This is a genomic window from Rheinheimera pacifica (genome assembly GCF_900108485.1).
Taxonomy (GTDB): Bacteria; Pseudomonadota; Gammaproteobacteria; order Enterobacterales; family Alteromonadaceae; genus Alishewanella; species Alishewanella pacifica.
In genome coordinates this window covers 118,476-136,265 of the sequence record NZ_FNXF01000010.1, presented here as the reverse complement: position 1 = coordinate 136,265, position 17,790 = coordinate 118,476, and the positions used below count along the sequence as shown (strand labels likewise).

Sequence of the window (17,790 nt, the reverse complement as noted above, 5' to 3'; positions counted from 1 at the left end):
TGTCGTCAAAAGGAGGTGCAAATAATGGATCATGCGTCAATTTAGGCTGCAGACAGAAAATAAGCTGTCTCTCGGGCGTGACGACTGACAACTACCGGTATTGTAAGATATTTAACCATAAAATCTAAGGATTACTTAATAAAGCGTGGCACGCTTTCTAAGAAAATCTTAGGCACTAATTTAGCTCTGGTGCCAAGATGTCTGAAAAATCTGTTATGCCTCTACCTAAACGCCTTAAAGCTGCAAGGTTGGCTGCAAAACTCACTCAGGAAGGTTTGGGAATTGCTGCTGGTTTGGATGAACATGTTGCCAGTGCCAGAATGAGCCAATATGAAAATGCAGTTCACACGCCGGATTATAATTTTGTCCGCAAACTGGCAAAAATACTAAAAATGCCAACTGCGTACTTTTATTGCGAAGAAGACGATCTGGCTTTGATTATTGCCTCATACGGTAAGGTCCCGTCAGATGACGAGCTGAAGTGAGCTCTCTCAATGCAAATTTTGAAAGAGTGGCTGAATAACCGCGCCAAATTGGTAGCATCAGATACGGCAGAATGTTGCCGGCCTTCCGGGGGGATACCACAAATCTGCAATGCGGTCTTCAAACCAACCCGTTTAATTTTTCGTTGTTTGCAAAACACCTTTTTGAAATTCTGATAATCAAATCCAGTTAGCGGTGAATTGATGCCTGCGGCGGTACATTCTGCCGTCAGAATATCCCGGTCTCCCAGCCCCCAGGAAATTATCAGCTCAGGTTTACTATTATTAATAAACTGCCCAAAGGTTGCAGCAACATGTTGGATGAGCGGTGCATCAGCCAGTTGCTTCTTCGTGATGCCCGTTAGCTCACTGCAAAATTGAGTCAGTTCATAGTCTGACATAGGCTGCACATAGCTTTGAAATTCGTCGATGATTTTTCCCTCACCACAAAGCACGGCACCAATTTCAATGATTTTATGTGGGTAGTCCGCCACGTCGCGCTCGCAGGTTAACTCCAGGTCGAAGGCTATAAATCTCAAATGCGTTTCCAATAATAGAGTTAACGTTAATCATCATGAGCCATTATTAAGAAATAGCTCTTTCCCGGGAAATTTTACTTGCTTATATTCTAAGTATTCCTTAGATTTGTGCAATGGCAAGTCGGTTGAAAAACTGTACACGCAAAGCTATGGGCCTAACGGTTTTAACCTACGGTCGCCAGGCCGCACCTCATTTTAATTATGTGCATCCGCTTTGCTTAATTCTTTAAATAATTGCGGGATGTTGAACTTGCAAAATTTCAAATTAAAAGCTTTAGCCGCGAGCACATTAGCGGTGACTTCAGTTACTGCAATAGCTCAAACACATGAATATTCTGCGCGCTGCGGGCATGATATTTTGAGTAACTCGCTCATTAAGAATATCGGTAAAAGCCGGTTTGATGCTGCAATGTTGAAAAAAGCCGCACCACTTACCGATGGTGCGGTTCGCACTGCCAGCGCGCTGTTTTCATCTGAAAACTTTGTCGATGTTATCGTTTATGTTCACCCAACCTATATCGATGATTTATCTGAGCCATTTCGCTTTGATCAGAGCAATAAGCCGATTGAAAATGGCGCTCAGTTTATGCATAACCGCGTGCTGGAACAGTTTGATAAACTCAATGCAGCCTTAGCGACTAACAACGTTAATGCCCGTTACCGTGTGGCTTATATCCACTTACTGGATGTTGAACTACCAGAAGTGGGTAATACTGCTGCCCTTTACGATGAATTCGGTGAAATAGCACAGTGTACGACCGGTGATTGGTTAGACTTTGCGCCAGAGTTTTGCAACACCCCGGTATATCAAGCTGCCTACGCTTTATATAGCCAGAGCGGTGCTGATACCTTTCACTATTTGCGCAGCGTACGCGATAGCGGTTCAAATATTGTTGGTTTAGGTGGTTTTTTCTCTGGCTCGGCGACCTACGATGACTATGCCGTGAGTTTTAAGAGCATGGTCACCAATGGCGATGATCAATGGAATATTGATAAATATCTCGCGCAGTACGGTAGCATTACAATCCATGAAGTTGGTCACGTTTTAGGGGCCAATCATCCTAATGAAGATTTTGACGGAAAGGGCCATCAGGCGCATTTCTGTGGCGAGTTATCAGCCGGTTCAAATTTCAAAAAACAAACAGTCATGGCGTCAGGCGATACGCACTTATTTTTCTCTGACCCCGCAGTAGAAATTCAAGGCGAGGCCTGTGGTATAGCCGGGGTTGCCGATAACTCTGATGCCGTGCGTACTAACGCCCCTTTATTAGCATCTGTTGCCGATAAAGTAGCAGTAAGCAGCAGCTTTGAGTTCACCCAAAATACTATGGTTGTTGACTCTGGTTCAGGTAAGCACACATTTCGTATACAGCGTACCGGCGATTTAACTCAGCCAATTTCGTTAGCTCTGATGGCAGTCGACAATACTGCTTGGGAACTTCGCGATTTCAATTTCGGTTGGCAGGAAGTGACCTTTGCTGCAGGCGAAACTTATGCCGATGTTCCATTTACTGTGCTTGAGCGTGATGGCAAACATACCGATACGCAGTTTGCAGTCAAAATGATGTATGCCAGTGCTGGTGATATATCAACTGAACAAATGCAGGTCAATATTCAATCTACTAATCCGCCCATGATTGGCAGTGTCTCACTGGCACAAAGCACTTACTCCGTGGTGGAGAATGCTGGCACCGTGATCTTAACCATTAATCGCAGCAACGGTGTTGATGGTGAAGCGGAGGTATCCGTTAAAACCCGCAACCAAACGGCGATTGCCGGTAGTGATTACACTGCAGTTGATACTCAGTTGACTCTTGCCGATGGGCAGGAGTCAGCTACGGTAACGGTCAATGTTATCAACAATAGCACCTCTCAAGGCTCACGTACCTTTGCAGTAGATATTGCCCCCATAACCGAGGGTTTAACCTTTGGCACCACAACAGCTACCGTAACAATTACTGATGACGAAGTGCCACCTAGTTCTGGAGGAGGCTCTGATGGTTCAGACGGTGGCACTGGTGGAGCCGATAGCGGTGAAAGCGGTGGTGGTTCAATTGGCTTATTTACTACTCTGTTTGGCCTATTGCTGCTGTTCCGGCGCAAGTTTACTAATCAATTCCACAACGAAAGGCACAAAAAAAATGGAAGGTACCGTTCTGCATTATGATGACACAACACAAACAGGTATTATCAGAAATGATAGTGGTGACAGATATGATTTCGCCAGTGCTGACTGGAAATCTAATGGTAATCCACGTGCCGGAGACAAAGTGGATTTTGTAGCGAGCGATAAAGTTGCTTCTGAAATATTTGTGATAAAAAGTACTGTGCAACTTAACATGGGGAATGTGACGGATAAGCTCGCTGGTTTTCAAAGCTCGTATGCCGGGCAAAAAATCAGTGCGTTGTTCGTTCATGGCTTGCACAATAAACTCGGATTTTTCGCAACTTTAGCAGTTTTAATATCGCTATTTTTTTCTGTGGTAGAAATTCCTATTTTTGGCTCAGTCAGCCTTATTGCCGGTGCAACTGGCAAACTAATGTTTGTGCTACTTGTTGTCCTGGCGGTGTTTTTTTATGGTGGGGCGACGAAATTATACACTCGTGTTTTAGCCGGTGTTGTCCTGGCGCTGCTGTTTTTCCAGTACTACACCATGATTTCTGATCTGATAGATTTATTTCGCTATGGCCGGGTCGGTAGAAATACTCCAAATCTATTTGCACTATTTCAGTTTGGCGCACTGATAAATATTATCGCCAGCGTGGTACTTTTTGTTGCCGCATTCTTCAGGGCATATCGCAGCAACGAGCAATCACTCTGATTGAGGTAGAGGCTGTCTTTTAATGACAGTGTCATTAAGGTTCTGGCAGAATTTATGTCTGCCAGTCTTTATCAGCTTGCTGCCGCACCCAATGCTCAATATCATTTTTATCCCACACGACGGTATTTGGCCCCAATCGAATTGGTTTAGGGGCATCTGGCCGCTTTTGCATAAGATACCAATTGGCTTTGCTAACTGGAACCATTTTCAAAACCTCTTTTAATCGTAATAACTGCATTCTGTTGACCTCAAATTACGTTGAGATCATTTTCGGTGATGGTGAATTTAGTCGCAATGATGAAATTAGCCAATTCAATTTAGTGGTATTTTGACAAAATCCAAAAAATACTTATAAATTCATTAAAAACAATTAGTTAATTTCATATTCCCTTTCGGCTTAGGAGGCTGGCCGGCGGCAGAGCAATAATTTTTGCTAGTGATAACTGTCAGCTAGCCCGGCGCAGCAACGCTGACACATGGGCGGTGCATAGATTGCCATCGGCAGCGGTTTCAATATGGTCGCTCCACCAATTCAGCATGTTTCGACGATGGTTAAGATATTCAGCGTTGTTATAAATCCGACGGATACTATCCTCATCGCCATGGGCGAGTGACGTTTCAATCCAATCCCGGTTAAATGAATTTTCGTTTAACACTGTACTGGCAAGCGCCCGCAAGCCATGTGCTACGAGTTTGTTTTTATAGCCAATTTTTCGTAATGCATTATTAACCGTCTGTCGATTCAGATGTAGGTTTTTCCGATAAAACGATGAGAAAATGTAATCACCGCTGCTAAATTCTCGCATTACACTGAGTATGGCTAAGCACTGTTTAGATAGCGGTACCTGATGCGGACGGCGCATTTTCGTTAATTCGGCCGGTATATTCCAAATTGAATTGGCAAAATCAATGTCCTGCCAACGTGCCGTAACCGCTTCGCCAGGGCGTACCATAGTATGTAATTGAAATTCAAATACGCAGCGGGTTGCCAGCGCAAGATCGCTCGAATAAAGCCGTTGCATAAGCAAAGGCAATTCGTGTGGTTTGATCGTTTTCATCCTCGTGCTGGTAGGGCTGATAAAAGCCTCTTTTATGCCACCTAACCGATTTTGTTCCAGTTGACCTGTATTCTGAGCCCACACCATCAGTTCATTAATACGCTGACAAAGCCTGGAAAGGGTTTCCAGTTTACCGGCTTTCTCCAACGGTCTTAACACCTCTATGATTTGAATTGGTGTGATTTCCGTAATAGGCAGATGGCCTATTGTAGGCAACAAATGATTTTCAAAGGACCTGCGGAAGTTGGACACATATTTCTGACTGAGTTTGCTAGATTTTACCTGGAACCACTGTTCAAACATTGAATTAAGGGTGCTGTTAGCAGCTTTTACTGTGCTGAACTTCAGTTGTTCTAGCCAGCGCTGTGGGTCCGTGCCAGCTGCCAGCAACTGCCGGTATTGCTGCCGGCGCTCCCGGGCCTCAGCCAATCCCATCGATGGATAACTACCCAATTTGATATTATTGTGAGTCTTCAGATAGGGCCTCATATAACGAAAAATCCAGTTCTTGCTGCCACTAGTAAGTACTCTTAGTTGCAGACCACTACCATCATAAAGAGTGATGTCTTTCAAAGCAGTTTTGCAAGCCCGAATGGTTAAGTCGCTTAAAGGAGGGATTTTTTTCGGCACTACATTTCACCTATTTTTTGCAAAAATTAAATTCAATTGAAAGTTATTTTGAGGGGATTGGAGTGACACCAGCAACTGTGAAATCAATTGAGTTTATAAACGGGCGGCAAGAGCTGACGAGAATAGTAGGCAAAAGAATAGGGGCTGTATTTTCTTGTTAAAAATCAATGCTATTTTTGCGGCCGCCTTTGTGGCGCTGCGCACCCCAAAGGCGGCAGGGCCGGAACGCAATGCATTCCGGCAAAAGCTTTAACTGCGTATTAATTCAGGTTAATAGTGATTGTGTCTTTAGTGTAACTTTCGGCGCATTTAGTGATATTATTTTGCATGTTCTCTTATATTTAGCGAAATTCAATGACCGAATTAAGTTTTCGGCTAGACCATAACTCTGTAATGGTGACACCAGACAGTTGGCAAGTATTGCTAATTACACCACCGGTTGAATGTGGCGTTCCAGTGTACAAAATATTCTCCGGTTGGGATTGGCCGGAAGAGTGGCGTTTGTCATCCGGCACCCATGATTTGAGTACTTTGAAGAGTTTTGATAGCTATTTTTTGTGGCAGCAATCATCAGGTACGGTTTATCAGTTGAGCAAAAATAAGCAGCCAAACTTTACCGAGTACGTTCAGTCAGTTTTAACTTCAAAAGTTCTTGTACCGGCAAAGCGAAGTGGTTTTGAGATCCAGTTTTTATCTGCTGCAGATTTAGATAACGCACTAAAAAAGCCTGCTACACAGCAGGCTTGTATTCTGGCACCACAGCAAGGCTAACATTGCCTTGAGCTGCCGCTTGAATGTGATTACTCCACCATTGCATCATTTCCCTGCGGCCTTTTAAGTAGCCTGCTTTGTTATATGCCCGGCGCACCTGGTTTTTGTCCTCATGGGCTAGGGCGCTTTCTACCAGATCTCCATAAAAACCGGCTTCGTTCAAAATTGTGCTGGCCAGTGAGCGTATGCCATGGGCGACTAAGCGGTTTGCGAAGCCCATCCTTTTTAACGCCATATTCGCTGTTTCCTTATGAATATGGCTGCCTTTGTGCCTGACGGAGGGGAATACATAGAGCTGCTCGCCACTAATAGGCCGCATAAGCTGGAGTAAGGCGATGGCCTGGGATGACAGCGGCACCTGATGTTGGCGTCGCTTTTTCATAAACTCTGCCGGTATGGTCCAAAGGGCCTGCTCAAAATCAATGTCCTGCCAACGTGCTTTAACGGCCTCGCCCGGCCTCACCATGGTATGCAGTTGCCATTCAATCAGGCAGCGGGTAGAAAGTTGAATATTGGCCGTACTTAATCGCTGCATCAGCTCAGGCAGCTCTTCGGGCTTCAGAGTTTTCATATTCTCGTTTTTGGGGCTGCTAAAGGCAGCTTTAATACCACTTAAACGGTTGAACTCAAGTAAGCCGGTATTAACGCACCAGGTCATCAATTCGTTGATACGCTGGCAAAGTCGCGACAGTGTTTCCAGCTTATGTAACTTTTCAAGCGGGCGCAGTATTTCAATAACTTGCTGCGCACTCAGCTCTTTTAGCGGCAAATGACCGGCTTTAGGGAAGACATGCTGCTCGAATGAACGCTGAATGTTAAAAGCATGGCGTGTGCTGATGGATGAGAACTTTACCTCAAACCATTTTTCACAGGCATGCTGAAAAGTATTTAGCGCATCTGCGGATGCCTGGCTATTTTGCTGTTCCAGCCAACGTTGTGGGTCAACACCTTCAGCTAACAGTTGCCGGTATTTGGCTGCGGTTTTCCTTGCTGCTGAAAGGGTGACGGCTGGATAATTACCAAGCTTAAGATTATTACGTTTATTAACTAATGGCCGAACATAGCTTAGCAACCATGATTTACTGTTGGATGGGCTAATTCTAATTTGTAAACCATCGCCGTCGTACAGCGTATAGGGCTTTGCAGAGGGCTTACTGCTACGGATTATGGTGTCACTTAAAGGTATGATTTTCTTTGACATTATTGCTCCTGAGCACCCTTTTTGACACCACAGCTTTTGTGACTTAGGTCCTGTGGTGTCATCTGTGGTGTCAAAAAGCGTATATCGCTTTAGACCCCATAAGACCCGCTTAGACCGTAAATCATCTCTAATGCTTGATATTAAAAGGTTTTTTCAGGAGAGTCAGACCATATAAGACTGGGTTGTACTGTCTTATGGCTGCCCCAGCAGGAATCGAACCTGCAACTGCCCCTTAGGAGGGGGCCGTTATATCCATTTAACTATGGGGCAACGGCGCGAAATTCTAACAGAGTGCGCCGGGGTTGGGAACCTGCATACTTAGTAACCGCTGCTTTTACGTACACTTACCACATCGCCGGGCTGAATATGCTGCAGGAGTTCTTGTTTATTGGTACTGGCCCAGGCATTTCGTTCTGTCAGTTCGGTAATGGTAAGGTTTAGCTGGCTTTGGAGCAGCCGTTTCACACCCGGTGTAGTGGGGTGGCGTTGTAACTGGAATAGCTGCAGTTCATCACCCAGCTGGAGGCCGTGCAATTTACCAAGATCGAGCATTACTTCGTTTTTTCTTACCTGTTTTATTGCACTGAGCAACGGCTTACATTGCAGCTGTTGTTGCATATCAGTGGCGATAATTTGCAGCAGCTTGTCAACTTTACTGCCATAAGGCATTTGCCAGAACGCCTGGCTGTGGCTGGCTGGCGTGTTATGGCTTTTATATGGCCAACTGGCGCTGGTGCGGTATTCCTGCTGGTACACTGTATTTTGCTCGAACAGATCAAACAGCGTTACCTCAATAGCAAAGTAGCGCTGTTTTAAATCTTTTTGCCAGAAGTGGCTGGTTTTTTCGCCAAGCGACATATCGTTAATACGGGCACTAATAACATACTGATATCCTTGGCTAAACAACTGCTCGGTTGCCGGGTAAACCAGATAATGTAATGGCATTTCCTGCGGCAGGCTGCTGACTGTGGCGGTAGGGCTGTAATCGCGTAAGTGGCGTTCCAGCTGCACTGTGCTATGTTCGCCTAGGGTAAATAAATCGCCGTAGATGGCATCTTTGCGGGCCTGTAACTGAATTCGGCTCAGTAATACTGGTTTACGGTATGGGTTACCACTACAACTACTTAATTGTGGGGTGATATCGGCACGCAGGGTTACTGTCAGCATATTATTGTGCCGGCTTTCGGATAACAATTGCAGTTTGCCGATTTGCGCATTGCTAACGACCCCGAGTTGCTCTTGCTGCAAAATACCATTAATAAGCTGCTGGGTGCTGCTAAGGCTGGCACCGGCAAACAATGCTGCTCTTTTTAGCGCATCTTCAATAGCAGCCTGGCGGGCTGAGTCTATATCGCCCTGTTCAATAACTGCCTGGCCGGTTGCTTCATACCAGTCGGCCATGCTGTTTACACTAAACAGGCTGGCAACAAGCACCCCGATACATGGATAAAGTTTCATATAAGCCCTGCAATAAATTGGCACTGCGGATCACTAAGCAAAATGTATGCCTTAAGCTGGCGGCGCTGTTAAATTATGGCGTGAATATTGCTAATTCTGCCTGACGGCTAACAATTGAGTGCACAGTAAGTTTATTGTGCCGCAGGAGATTAAAATGACAGCTTGGCGCATTTCGGTGGTATTAACTGCGGTATTAGCAGCGGGGTGCTCTTCGTTGCTAAGCCGGCATGTAGAATATGCGCCGGTAAAGCCGGATGCTTTTCCGGTATTAACGGCGGTAGGTTACGCGCCAATCAGTGTGCAGCATGGTGACAGCAATGAACACAAAATGCTGCAGGCGATGAAAGCGTCGAAACTGGATGCTTACCGCGAACTGACTGAAGTAGTGTATGGACAAAAAATTGACGCGACTAATCAGCTGCGCGCTATGGTACTTGATAATGAAAACTTGTCATCGTCGGTTAAGGGCGTAATAAGTGGGGCCAGGGTAATAAAAACCTATGCCATTGATGATATCTATGTGACGGAGCTGGAACTGGATTTTGAGCAGGTATACCACTTGTATCAGAATACGCAGCCAAGGCAAACGATTAAAAGTGTGCGGTACTACTAGTTACCCACTGATAGTTATTAACGGGCAGATATTAACTTGTGTCAGTTAGGCGGGTTGCCAGCTCAGGCTTTAATGCCTTTACCTTTACTTTCTACTGCGGGTTTGCCTTTACTGGTGTAAGTCAGGCCGGATTTACCGCGGCTGGCCAGTAATTCAGTTTTAAACCTGGCCAGAGTCAGCTGGCTTTGTTCCAGTGTTTGCTGGTTAATGTCATTTTGCCGTTTACACTCTTCCAGCTGGGCATCAAGCTCGGCCACTTTTTGTTTAAACCAGGCTTGTTGTTTTTGCTCAGCAATATCAGCACAGGCTGCCAGTAAGGCGTCGTTTTGTTGCAGCTGTTGCAACTGGGTGGTTTTCAACGCAAGAATGTTTTCCAGCGCAGCGATGTCGCGGTTGGCCAGGGCGGCAATTTCCTGCCGCAAAGACAAAAGCAGCTCATCCAGTAGCTGCTTTTGCTGATCTAATAAGGCGATGATGTCGTTGCTGGCAGTTGTCATTTTTTACCAAATAGCTCGCTTTCAAACTGCACTATGCGTCGTGCCAGTTGTTCAACATTCACTTTGTACTTGCCATCAGTAATCGCCTGTCTGATTTTATCAACCTTTTCCTGATCGATGCCGCTGCTGTTACTGGCTTTTTCGGTCAGTTTAGAAAATTGTTGCGCCTGTGGCGTAATAGACACAGAGTCTTGCTTTTGTGCCGCTGCCTGACTGGCATTTTGCTGCACTGCAGCTTGCTGACGTTGGGCATTTTGCTCAACTTTGTCAGTTTTTACTTGCGGACTATTCTGCAAGTTATTGATATTAATAGCCATGCTCGTACCTCATCACCTTAATACAGTTCCTTATGCACAGGTTAACGGCGTTAAACTGCAAAACTTTAGTTAATATTTAAAATTTAATACTAACCTGGTTTACTGCTATTACCTCTGCAGTAATAGCCCGCTTTGACTGGCGGTTAAGCACACTGATAACATCGCCCAAACTGCCATCACTTTGTGCTATTCCGGTTGCTGCTACATTTAAGCCGTTATTGCTAACTGATATTGTAACAACATCTCCTTTACAGACAAGGCAAAGATCCTGCAAGGTGATAATTTGTCCAATTGACATGGCCCGCCGGGTTTTTGCGCCAATAATTTGTCTGGGGTCACTCACCAGGCTGCCGCGTAAAAAACGGCGTTCACGGTTGGCGATATCCAGCATATCGGCAGTGAGCAGGCTGCCGCTACTAATATTTTGTGTCAAAATAACCGTTTGCACGATTTCTTCAATACGAACAGGTAGATACAGCTGCCAGCTTTGTTCTGCACCGCAGCGGATTTGTATTGTATTCTGGCGCTGCGTAAGTGGCTGAGACAGTGAAAACTGCAGCGGTTCGTTACAGTGTTTGTAGCCTATTCTGTCGTCGAGCGGGCTTGCCTGCACTTGTATACTGCCCCCCGGTGTTACTGCCAGTTCTTGTTCCAGCCATGCAGAGGCCTGCTCAGTTAACTGCGCGGGTGAATAGCTGCTAACGGTATCCTGCGCAGCCAAAGGGCTTGCACACAACAACGTAACGCAGGTAAGTATTTGTTTAAATAAATTTTCGTACTTTTTCATAAGGTTTCGGCTATGCTTTACACGCTAAGGGTTATAACATCAGGGCCAGGCTTGGCGGTGTCAAATAACCGTCTGTGACAGGTACTAAAGCAAGAATCGATCCGGATAGTATTACAGAGGAGCGGCAGATGGCCGGTATTTTAGACTCGGTAAATCAGCGCACACAATTAGTCGGCCAGAACAGGCTGGAATTATTGCTGTTTAAGCTAAGAGGGCGCCAGCGTTACGGTATTAACGTATTTAAAGTGCGTGAAGTATTGCAATGTCCGCCGCTTACAGCCATTCCCAAACGCAATAAGTTTGTCCGGGGTATTGCTCATATTCGTGGTCAAACTATCTCGGTTATCGATCTTAGCCTGGCTACCGGCGGCAAACCGATTGAAGATACCAAAAACAGTTTTATTATTATTGCGGAGTATAATCGCTCGGTGCAGGGTTTTTTGGTGGATTCCGTAGAGCGCATTATCAATATCAACTGGGAAGCGATAATGCCGCCGCCAAAAGGCACCAGTGGCAAACAAAGTTACCTGACTGCGGTAACGGAAATTGATAAAGAGCTGGTAGAAATTCTGGATGTAGAAAAAATTCTGGAAGAAATTTCGCCGTCACCAACAGCTATCAGCGCAGATATCAATACTCACAGTATCAGTGAAGATTTGGGTGAGCGACTTATTCTGATTGCCGATGACTCAGCCGTTGCGCGGAATCAGGTAAAGCGTGCGCTGGAAGGGTTAGGTGTTAAGATGCATCTGGTCATGAATGGGCGCGAAGCCCTGCAATATTTGCAGGATGTTGCAAAAAGCTGCAATGAGTCAGTTACTGAGAAAATTGGTTTACTGATTTCTGATATTGAAATGCCGGAAATGGATGGCTACACCCTGACGGCAGAAATTAAACTTGATCCTAAACTGAAAAAGCTGCACGTAATACTGCATACTTCGCTTAGCGGTGTTTTTAACCAGCAGATGGTACAAAAAGTGGGTGCAGATGATTTTATTGCGAAATTTAATCCGGATGAGCTGGCAGAGTCTGTACAGAAGTGGCTGCATACCGACTGAGTTAAGGATTAATAGTGCCAAATAAAGACTTACACGATAAAGAGTATGTGCTGTTCAGGGATTTCCTTGAGCAGCAGTGTGGCATTGTGCTGGGCGACAATAAACAGTATCTGGTTAAAAGTCGCTTAGCTCCGTTAATGCAACGCTTTGGTTTGGCCACATTGTCCGAGCTGGTGAATAAAACCCTCAGCCCGTTTGAACGGCAGTTACGTTCTGCGGTAATAGATGCAATGACAACAAATGAAACCTTGTGGTTTCGTGACACCTATCCTTATGAGCTATTAAAGAAGCAGATATTTCCTGAGCTGGAAAAAACTTGCCGCACTGTCAAAATGTGGTCAGCTGCCAGTTCAAGCGGCCAGGAGCCATATTCGATTGCCATGACAGCAATGGAGTACCAACAAAGCCGGCCGGGAGCTTTCAGTTTAGGTGTACATATACTGGGAACTGATATTTCCAATACAATGCTCGAACATTGCCAGCGGGCAGAGTATGACGGTTTAGCCTTGTCACGAGGTTTATCGCCGGAGCGGCGCAGCAAGTTTTTTGAAGACAGCGGTAAAGGTATGATGCGCGTTAAAGACAATGTGCGCAAAAATGTGAGTTTTCGCCACCTTAACCTGCTGGACAGCTATACGTTGCTTGGTAAGTTCGATATTATTTTTTGTCGTAATGTACTGATTTATTTTTCTGCCGATGTGAAGGCAAAAATTATCCGCCAGTTTGCCCAATCTCTTAATCCACGCGGCTATTTATTTCTCGGCGCGTCAGAATCCTTGTCCAGCATTAATGCTGATTTCGAAATGATCCGCTGTAACCCCGGTATTATCTACCGCAAGAAAACTTAATCTACGCAAAGTTAATATTTGGCCTGAGTTTTGCATTTCATTTGCTATCGCTTAATCAGAGGTGGCAAAAAAATGGCAATCAGTTTTGAAAAAGCATTTGGTATGCACCCTGAAGCCATGCTGGTCCGCGATCAGCGTGCTCAGGTGCTGGCCGAAAATATCGCTAATGCCGATACGCCTGGCTATAAAGCCCGCGACTTGGATTTTCAACAGGCATTGAATAACGCAAAGTCCCGTCAATCTGGCGCTATGGCCCGCACCCATGAGCAGCACTTTATTATTTCTACCGCGGCCCGGCACGAAACTAAGTTTCGTAATCCGGATCAGCCTGACACCGGCGACGGTAACAGTGTAGATATTCACCGTGAACGTAATGCATTTATGCAGAATAGTCTGGAATATCAGGCCAGTATGACATTTTTGAACGCTCGGATCAGTGGTTTGAAAAAAGCCATTACCGGCGGAGGGCAATAACCATGAGTTCATACAAAATTTTTGATATTACCGGCAGTGGTATGACAGCACAGGCAGTGCGAATGAACACCACCGCCAGCAATATTGCCAATGCTAACAGTGTCAGCAGCAGTGTAGAGCAAACTTATCGCGGCAGGCATGCCGTATTTGCGGCTGAGTTGTCAGAGGCAAAGCGCCAGCAAGGCGATGACAGTGTCGGGGTAAAAGTGCTTGGCATTGTTGAGTCTGATGCACCTCTGAACGTGGAGTATTCACCTAACCATCCTCTGGCAGACGAGAACGGTTACATCTACAAACCTAATGTCAATATTATGGAAGAGATGGCGAACATGATTTCGGCGTCGCGCTCTTATGAAACTAACGTGCAAACAGCTGAGGCGGCAAAACAAATGGTTATGCGCACGCTCCGGCTGGGTCAGCAGCAATAAGGGCTTAGCAAATGACAACTAATGTAAATAACAACCCAGCCCTGGATGGCATGTACTGGGATGCCGACAAAAAGGTACCGGACAAAAACAATGGCGCTTTAACGCAATCTGATTTTTTTGCCCTGCTTACCCAGCAACTGGCATATCAGGACCCAACCAAGCCAGTAGAAAATGATCAGATGATTGCTCAAATGACCAATTTTACTATGGCCGATGGTATCGGGCAGCTAAACGAAAGCTTTAAAGGCTTTGCGGAGAGTATGTCATCAAATCAGGCATTACAGGCATCGTCATTGGTTGGCCGCAGTGTGTTGACACAATCGGATAAAATTGTCTTTACCGGTGACACCTTGGCGCGCGGCAATATTGAGCTGGATAAAGCCGCAACCAGAATGCAGGTACGGATTGAAAATGAAAAAGGCGAACTGGTGCAGTCTTTTAGTGTAGACAACCCCAAAATTGGTAAAAACGAATTTATTTGGGACGGTACCTATATGGCTTCAGGCTCTGGCAGCGCTGCGGTGGTAGACGGTGAGGTATCAGAGCGGGTTAAAGCGGGTGTGTATAAAGTGAAAGTGGATGTGAGTTACACCGATGGTAAAAATGCCAGTTTGCCGGTTAATGTTTATACCCCGGTTGCCAGCGTTAGTATGAACGGCAAAGGTGGCGGAATTATGTTAAACCTGATTGGCCTTGGCGCCGTGAAATTGGGTGATGTGTTAGAAGTTTCTTACGGTTAATAGTGAGCTGAGGTGAATTATGAGTTTTAATATCGCACTAAGCGGCCTGGCCGCTGCACAAAAAGATTTGGATGTAACGGCGAATAATATCGCTAACGTTAATACTACCGGCTTTAAAGAGTCACGGGCAGAATTTGCCGATGTATATGCTACGTCGGTGTTCTCTTCCGGCCGGACTAAAGTGGGTGATGGTGTTACCACCTCCATGGTGGCACAACAATTTAGCCAGGGTTCATTGCAATTTACCAATAACTCACTGGATATGGCGATTACCGGTGAAGGTTTTTTTGCTTTAACGCCGGATATGCAGTCGCGGGATTTAACCTACACCCGTGGTGGTGCTTTTAAACTTAATAAAGATAACTTTATTGTTGATAACAACGGCAATTTTTTGCAGGGCTTTGCCGTAGATCCGCAAAATGGTGAGAACCAATCAGTCAGTTTAAGCACCACCCAGCCTATTACTATACCCACTACTGCAGGAGCGCCACGGGCAACCAACAATATCTTTATTAATATGAATCTGAACTCTGAGGCTCCCGCGACAGATGCCTTGCCGTTTAACGCTAATGACAGAGGAACTTATAATGATTCGACGTCTATAACTGTTTATGACAGTTTAGGCTCACCTCATAACGTTACCATGTATTTTCGCCGTACAACCACTACGCCACCGGCAAACTCTGAGTGGGAAACCTTTGTAGTATGGGATAATGTCAGCGCAGCGCCGTTTCAGGGCGATAACTTAGTTTTCGATTCCAGCGGTAATATGCTTACTACACCAGCTGCACCGACGTTAAGAATGCCGTTTGCAGTACTAAACGATCCTGCCAACAATTATTTGGATAACGGTGCGCAGTATCAGGCGGATGTAGTGGTTAACTTCCGCGATCCTGCGAGTACCAAACTTCCGACTCAAGTAGCCTCGGGCTTTGCCACTACCACTTTAAGTCAGGATGGTACTACTGTTGGTAGTTTAACCGGTGTAGATATTGACTCTTTTGGCCGTGTACTGGCCAGTTATAGCAACGGTGATTCTGCTTATTTAGCCCAGGTTGCTTTAGTGCGTTTTGCTAATGTGCAGGGCTTAAAACAGGTAGGTAATACTTCGTGGAAGCAAACTATTAATTCCGGTGAGCCTATCGGTGGCCAGGCCAATACTAATACCTTTGGCGCTATCAACTCGTCGGCACTGGAGCAGTCAAACGTTAACCTGACCACTGAGCTGGTTGACTTAATCAGCGCGCAGCGTAACTTCCAGGCTAACTCACGGGCATTAGAAGTTAACAGTACCTTGCAACAAACCGTGCTACAAATCCGCTAGGTTTTCTGGCGTTATATCGCACCACCTTCGGGTGGTGTTTTTCTATCTGCGTAGTTTGCCCGAGCTATTTTTTTACTCCTTTTTGTGTCCCCGCCCGCCGCTGATTTTTTATGGCATCAATTTTGCTTAAGTAATCGAATATAAAGTAAGCGGAGCATGTTATGGATCACTTGTTATATATCGCCATGAGCGGTGCCAAAGAGAATATGAATGGCATTGCCGTGCGGGCAAACAATCTGGCTAATACCGGCACTGTTGGCTTTAAAGCAGATTTTGAACAGGCCCGCGCTATGCAGGCTTTTGGTGAAGGTTTACCCACCCGGGTATTTTCATTAACTGAACGACCAGGTCAAAACTTTGACGCCGGCGCGATCATCATGACAGAGCGTGAGCTTGATGTTGCCATTCAGGGCGAGGGCTGGTTAGCAGTTCAGGCTCCGGATGGTAATGAAGCCTATACCAGAGCCGGCAATTTGCAGATTAATGCTTTTGGCATGCTGGAAACGGCAAACGGTTTAGCGGTAATGGGAGACGATGGTCCTATTCAACTGCCGATACCCCTGGCTAAAGTCGAGATTGCGCAGGATGGCACTGTCAGTGTGCTGCCGCAAGGTGCGCCTGCCAATGGCATGGTGGCAGCGGGCAGAATCAAGTTGGTACGGCCGCTGAACAGCGAAATGGAAAAAGGCAATGATGGTTTATTCCGCCGTAAGGATGGCCAACTGGCAGAGGCGGATATTAATGTCAGCCTGCTAAAAGGCGCAACAGAAACCAGCAACGTTAATGCCGTTGGCGAGATGACTTATATGATTAGCCTGCAGCGCCAGTTTGAGCTGCAGGTGAAAATGATGAAAAGTGCTGAAGAGATGGATCAGCAGCAAAATCAGTTACTGAGAATCACGGGCTAAGGGCCTGAATAAATAATGGGCTAAGGCCCGGGAGGCACAAATGCATCCAGCTTTATGGATCAGTAAAACCGGTTTAGACGCTAAGCAGCGCGATATTTCGGTGATCTCAAATAACCTGGCCAATGCCAGTACTGTGGGCTTTAAAAAAAGCCGGGCTATTTTTGAAGATTTGCTATACCAGAATATTAATCAGCCGGGTGGCGCGTCGTCGCAAAACTCTGAATTGCCAAATGGCCTGATGATTGGTGCCGGTACTAAGGTGGTGGCAACGCAGAAAAACTTTACCCAGGGCAATATGATCACCACCGACAATAGCCTGGATATGATGATTCAGGGCCATGGTTTTTTTGAAATTCTGATGCCAGATGGCACGATTTCATATAGCCGCAATGGCCAGTTTACTGTTGATGACGAAGGCAACCTGGTGACGTCTGGCGCAGGGTATCAGGTACAGCCCAATATCGTGATACCGCCGGATGCGCAGAGTATTACCGTGTCGCAGGATGGCCAAGTGTCGGTGCAGTTACCGGGGCAAGGCGAACCAGCTGTGCTTGGGCAACTGACCGTCACCAACTTTATTAATCCGGCCGGCCTTGAACCTATTGGTCAGAATTTGTTCCGTGAAACCGGTGCCAGTGGTGATCCGGTACAGGGCATTCCCGGTTTGGAAGGCCTTGGCATTATAGTGCAGGGCGCGCTGGAAACATCCAACGTTAACGTTACTGAAGAGCTGGTGAGCCTGATTGAAAGTCAGCGGGTTTACGAGATGAATTCTAAAGTTATTTCATCGGTAGATCAGATGCTTGGCTTTGCCATTCAGCAGCTGTAACCGGAG

21 protein-coding genes, 1 tRNA gene and 1 riboswitch are annotated in these 17,790 nt (G+C 45.9%); of the genes, 13 read left to right on the top strand and 9 right to left on the bottom strand.

The features are described 5' to 3' along the window. Positions 1 to 197 precede the first annotated feature (197 nt). On the top strand, positions 198 to 485 hold the full coding sequence (locus BLW68_RS13595; RefSeq protein ID WP_092794305.1) for a helix-turn-helix domain-containing protein: 288 nt from the start codon (positions 198 to 200) through the stop codon (positions 483 to 485). On the opposite strand, the gene BLW68_RS13590 is transcribed toward BLW68_RS13595, so the two are convergent. Further along, on the bottom strand, positions 410 to 1,021 hold the full coding sequence (locus BLW68_RS13590) for a 3'-5' exonuclease (RefSeq protein ID WP_177172243.1): 612 nt from the start codon (positions 1,019 to 1,021) through the stop codon (positions 410 to 412). The genes BLW68_RS13595 and BLW68_RS13590 overlap by 76 nt on opposite strands. Positions 1,022 to 1,126: 105 nt before the next feature. Next, a riboswitch (cyclic di-GMP riboswitch) is annotated at positions 1,127 to 1,212 on the top strand. 59 nt (positions 1,213 to 1,271) lie between these two features. On the opposite strand from BLW68_RS13590, the gene BLW68_RS13585 reads away from it, so the two are divergent. Both BLW68_RS13585 and BLW68_RS13580 read left to right on the top strand, forming a co-directional pair. After that, positions 1,272 to 3,188, top strand: coding sequence for a Calx-beta domain-containing protein (locus tag BLW68_RS13585; RefSeq protein ID WP_177172242.1), 1,917 nt, complete (start codon positions 1,272 to 1,274; stop codon positions 3,186 to 3,188). Beyond that, a complete protein-coding gene (locus BLW68_RS13580; protein ID WP_092794298.1) occupies positions 3,163 to 3,843 on the top strand; it encodes a hypothetical protein in 681 nt (226 codons plus the stop codon). The genes BLW68_RS13585 and BLW68_RS13580 overlap by 26 nt, the downstream gene beginning before the upstream one ends. A 52-nt stretch (positions 3,844 to 3,895) precedes the next feature. Here the strand turns inward: BLW68_RS13580 and BLW68_RS13575 are convergent, their stop codons facing one another. Beyond that, complete coding sequence (locus BLW68_RS13575; RefSeq protein ID WP_092794295.1) at positions 3,896 to 4,081, bottom strand: helix-turn-helix transcriptional regulator; 186 nt, start codon at positions 4,079 to 4,081, stop codon at positions 3,896 to 3,898. Between the two features lie 208 nt (positions 4,082 to 4,289). Further along, a complete protein-coding gene (locus BLW68_RS13570) occupies positions 4,290 to 5,531 on the bottom strand; it encodes a tyrosine-type recombinase/integrase (RefSeq protein ID WP_092794292.1) in 1,242 nt (413 codons plus the stop codon). Positions 5,532 to 5,885: 354 nt separating this feature from the next. On the opposite strand from BLW68_RS13570, the gene BLW68_RS13565 reads away from it, so the two are divergent. Beyond that, positions 5,886 to 6,302: a hypothetical protein gene (locus tag BLW68_RS13565; protein WP_092794289.1), complete on the top strand. Its 417-nt coding sequence runs from the start codon at positions 5,886 to 5,888 to the stop codon at positions 6,300 to 6,302. On the opposite strand, the gene BLW68_RS13560 is transcribed toward BLW68_RS13565, so the two are convergent. From BLW68_RS13560 to BLW68_RS13550, 3 genes are all read right to left on the bottom strand, one after another. Next, positions 6,262 to 7,503, bottom strand: a complete 1,242-nt coding sequence (locus tag BLW68_RS13560; RefSeq protein WP_092794286.1) for an integrase domain-containing protein — start codon at positions 7,501 to 7,503, stop codon at positions 6,262 to 6,264. The genes BLW68_RS13565 and BLW68_RS13560 overlap by 41 nt on opposite strands. Before the next feature lie 195 nt (positions 7,504 to 7,698). Next, positions 7,699 to 7,773: transfer RNA gene (locus BLW68_RS13555), tRNA-Arg, on the bottom strand. Between the two features lie 48 nt (positions 7,774 to 7,821). Continuing rightward, on the bottom strand, positions 7,822 to 8,961 hold the full coding sequence (locus BLW68_RS13550; protein WP_092794282.1) for a flagellar assembly protein T N-terminal domain-containing protein: 1,140 nt from the start codon (positions 8,959 to 8,961) through the stop codon (positions 7,822 to 7,824). A 154-nt stretch (positions 8,962 to 9,115) separates the two neighbouring features. Between BLW68_RS13550 and BLW68_RS13545 the strand changes: the two genes are divergently transcribed. After that, positions 9,116 to 9,574, top strand: a complete 459-nt coding sequence (locus BLW68_RS13545) for an LPP20 family lipoprotein (RefSeq protein WP_092794279.1) — start codon at positions 9,116 to 9,118, stop codon at positions 9,572 to 9,574. 62 nt (positions 9,575 to 9,636) lie between these two features. Here BLW68_RS13545 and flgN read toward each other — a convergent pair whose 3' ends face one another. From flgN to flgA, 3 genes are all read right to left on the bottom strand, one after another. Continuing rightward, entirely contained in the window at positions 9,637 to 10,071 is a 435-nt protein-coding gene (gene flgN / locus BLW68_RS13540) for a flagellar export chaperone FlgN (RefSeq protein WP_092794277.1), read from the bottom strand. Next, positions 10,068 to 10,388, bottom strand: a complete 321-nt coding sequence (flgM, locus tag BLW68_RS13535; RefSeq protein ID WP_092794275.1) for a flagellar biosynthesis anti-sigma factor FlgM — start codon at positions 10,386 to 10,388, stop codon at positions 10,068 to 10,070. Before flgM ends, flgN begins: the two co-directional genes overlap by 4 nt. A gap of 76 nt (positions 10,389 to 10,464) precedes the next feature. Beyond that, entirely contained in the window at positions 10,465 to 11,175 is a 711-nt protein-coding gene (gene flgA / locus BLW68_RS13530; RefSeq protein ID WP_092794272.1) for a flagellar basal body P-ring formation chaperone FlgA, read from the bottom strand. 128 nt (positions 11,176 to 11,303) lie between these two features. Between flgA and BLW68_RS13525 the strand changes: the two genes are divergently transcribed. The 8 genes from BLW68_RS13525 to flgG all read left to right on the top strand — a co-directional run bounded on the left by BLW68_RS13525 (position 11,304) and on the right by flgG (position 17,784). Then, positions 11,304 to 12,233, top strand: a complete 930-nt coding sequence (locus BLW68_RS13525; protein WP_092794269.1) for a chemotaxis protein CheV — start codon at positions 11,304 to 11,306, stop codon at positions 12,231 to 12,233. Between the two features lie 14 nt (positions 12,234 to 12,247). Then, positions 12,248 to 13,081 carry a CheR family methyltransferase gene (locus BLW68_RS13520; RefSeq protein ID WP_092794267.1) on the top strand — a complete coding sequence of 278 codons (834 nt, stop codon included), beginning with the start codon at positions 12,248 to 12,250 and terminating at the stop codon, positions 13,079 to 13,081. Positions 13,082 to 13,153: 72 nt separating this feature from the next. Next, complete coding sequence (gene flgB, locus BLW68_RS13515) at positions 13,154 to 13,555, top strand: flagellar basal body rod protein FlgB (RefSeq protein ID WP_092794264.1); 402 nt, start codon at positions 13,154 to 13,156, stop codon at positions 13,553 to 13,555. Between the two features lie 2 nt (positions 13,556 to 13,557). After that, complete coding sequence (flgC, locus tag BLW68_RS13510; protein ID WP_092794261.1) at positions 13,558 to 13,983, top strand: flagellar basal body rod protein FlgC; 426 nt, start codon at positions 13,558 to 13,560, stop codon at positions 13,981 to 13,983. An 11-nt stretch (positions 13,984 to 13,994) separates the two neighbouring features. Continuing rightward, positions 13,995 to 14,723 (top strand): flagellar hook assembly protein FlgD, encoded by a 729-nt coding sequence (locus tag BLW68_RS13505; protein ID WP_092794258.1) that lies wholly within the window; start codon positions 13,995 to 13,997, stop codon positions 14,721 to 14,723. Between the two features lie 19 nt (positions 14,724 to 14,742). Further along, complete coding sequence (flgE, locus tag BLW68_RS13500) at positions 14,743 to 16,047, top strand: flagellar hook protein FlgE (protein ID WP_092794256.1); 1,305 nt, start codon at positions 14,743 to 14,745, stop codon at positions 16,045 to 16,047. 161 nt (positions 16,048 to 16,208) lie between these two features. Next, positions 16,209 to 16,955: a flagellar basal body rod protein FlgF gene (locus BLW68_RS13495; RefSeq protein ID WP_092794253.1), complete on the top strand. Its 747-nt coding sequence runs from the start codon at positions 16,209 to 16,211 to the stop codon at positions 16,953 to 16,955. A gap of 40 nt (positions 16,956 to 16,995) precedes the next feature. Further along, positions 16,996 to 17,784 carry a flagellar basal-body rod protein FlgG gene (gene flgG, locus BLW68_RS13490; RefSeq protein ID WP_092794249.1) on the top strand — a complete coding sequence of 263 codons (789 nt, stop codon included), beginning with the start codon at positions 16,996 to 16,998 and terminating at the stop codon, positions 17,782 to 17,784. Positions 17,785 to 17,790: the final 6 nt, after the last annotated feature.